This is a genomic window from Psychrobacter pasteurii (genome assembly GCF_900162815.1).
GTDB classification, from domain to species: Bacteria; Pseudomonadota; Gammaproteobacteria; order Pseudomonadales; family Moraxellaceae; genus Psychrobacter; species Psychrobacter pasteurii.
In genome coordinates this window covers 1-2,401 of the sequence record NZ_FUGD01000179.1, presented here as the reverse complement: position 1 = coordinate 2,401, position 2,401 = coordinate 1, and the positions used below count along the sequence as shown (strand labels likewise).

General features: G+C 36.9%; 2 protein-coding genes. Both read left to right on the top strand.

The genetic code is table 11. The features are described 5' to 3' along the window. Positions 1 to 238 precede the first annotated feature (238 nt). Positions 239 to 793, top strand: coding sequence for a hypothetical protein (locus A1232T_RS13185; protein WP_077449811.1), 555 nt, complete (start codon positions 239 to 241; stop codon positions 791 to 793). 2 nt (positions 794 to 795) lie between these two features. Then, positions 796 to 2,310, top strand: coding sequence for a hypothetical protein (locus tag A1232T_RS13180; RefSeq protein ID WP_077449810.1), 1,515 nt, complete (start codon positions 796 to 798; stop codon positions 2,308 to 2,310). Positions 2,311 to 2,401: the final 91 nt, after the last annotated feature.

The window sequence follows — 2,401 nt, the reverse complement described above, 5'->3', positions numbered from 1 at the left end:
TTCTCTTTGAAAACTCAAACCCTGGGTTTAATCATGACACCTAGATAAAATGATAATAAACGTAAAAACGCGTAACTCATTGATATTAATGAGCTACGCGTTTTTTTGTGCACGCTATAAATTTGAGAGATACGTAAATAGTTTTTAATTGTGCAAGTCTAGCAACTACAAAATAGTGGTATTGACACTTAAGTATATAAACTATAACATGAGTATAATTCATTAAATAATTAATAAGATGAAAAATATTAATTTAAAGCCAAGTCAAAAACTTATTGATTTGAGTAAAGTTAAGATTCTTATCCACCCTCATGCTGAAGATGCACTCACTCTATGGCAGAGATTTAGATCCAGAAATAATCAAATAGATTTTTTTGGTTTAGATAAATTCTATCAGCCACCTTTAAGGCTAATAGAAGGGAATGACAGCACGTTGTATTTTATTAATGAGTTTAATAAGGTTGAACAGATATTGGTATCACGAAGCTCAGATAAATATCCCTGTTTAGTCACACCAGAAAGTATCCAAGACATTCAGATGCTGTCGTGGATTGAGGTATTAAATTTAGTGTTTTCAAAAGATGTACATCATCCCCAGTTGTTCAAGGCACTTAAACAGGGGGCTCCCAAATCTATTATCTGTAAATTAATGGGTATTGACATTTTGACGATCAATAACTATTGCTGTTTTGCTGGTATAGCTAGAACAAATTTCGAGTACCAACAGTCTAAGATATCAATTGAGAAGGGCTTAGTAGGTCTACCAATGAATATGGACTGGATGGTGAATTAACTATGACAAGTGTTAATAAGGATAGGTTAAAGAAAGCATTAAATATGCTGGTGCCTGAGAGTTCTCCTGCCTGTCTAAAGATACAGGAATTGATTACTTATGCTGTGAGCTTGAAGCCGGGCTTTGCTTTAAATAGTGAGTTTATTCCTAAATCATCAGAGATGATCTTTACGATCAATGAGTGCGATGACATAGCAGATGCGATTGTTAAAGCTAAAAGTATTGAAGAGTGGGCTGTCTCATACATGCTCATACTGTTTTATAAAAAATATGGGGCAGTAGATAGTAAAAGCCATGCTTGGCAATTTATGAGTGCTTACCTGCAAATTATTTTAAGGATCACACTGCGAGAGGATAAACACTTTGCGAAAGTGAATCAGCTGGGTGTACGAGTTAGAATGGGATTGAATGCTCATAATCCTCAGTCTGAAATCCTTAATGAACTCATTCATATACATGCTCAGCATGACACATTAACTGGCGTGCTTGAGGGCATTCGTAAATATGAAGCTATAACAAAGCATTCAGAGGTTTCAGGGAAAGTCATCAATAAAAAGCTGGCAGGAAAGATTGGTCGTATCCGACTGGCTTATGAGGTCGTAGCTGAAGATAAGGAGTTTGTAGGTAAGACCTATTCTAAAACTAGTAATAATGAAGCTTTCAAATCAAATTTAGATAAATTTTACTATGACAGTGATGATGAGCCCCTTAGAGCCACAGCATTCGGCATAAAGCACGAGAATGATAATGTATCGTACGATGAAAACCTTGCAGATGATGATCCAGAAACGCTTTTAGATAATGACTTCAAGCCATCTAAGCATACAGCCAAGTCTTCAGAGCTTCAGCAATGGAAGCTTAAAAACAACTATCGTCATGCAAGGCGTAATGGGTTTGGTTTTCCGACCAGTCTGCGCCAGCTAAGTTTAGCTAGTATTCAAGTACTCTTTGATAGGCTTTGGCAGCTTTTGATGCTCTCAAGTGGTGACAGTCGTTCTAGTTATACTATTATCTTGATTTCGCTTACTAGTGGACGTAGGGTCCAAGATGTCACTTACGAGCTGGGCCTAGATAAGGGTCAGCGAACTTGGTTAAGTTATAAGAAAGGGGTAAATAGTAGTTATCATGCTTTGAATATTGTAGTAAATGTCACGACAAACCGCAGAAGTCATTTACTACAACATCGGCAAAGCTATGATCGTGAGTTTAGTTTGCCGCTTTCGTATGAACTACAGTCTATTTTAGAAAATCCAGTTCTAATAGAGCAGACTCAGATTACCGAGACTTTAAAAAAACTGCAACGTCTACTCGACCTGCCAGCTTTAAGTTACCACCATATTGAGTCAGCACTATATAGCATTATAAAAAATGAATTAAACGAGCCATTACATGCTGATTTAATCACAGCGGTTGACGTTAAACATAGCTCGCCTCTTTATTATACGAGCATTCTCTGTACACGACAAAAATGCTCAAAGTCTCAAAGGTCGTGGACTAGGAGACAAATAGCTTATTAGAACCTCAAACACACGTCGATTGCCAGCAAAGAAATACTCACGCAAACCATCAATCAAAACATCCAAACCAATAGCAAACAAACTTTGCTGG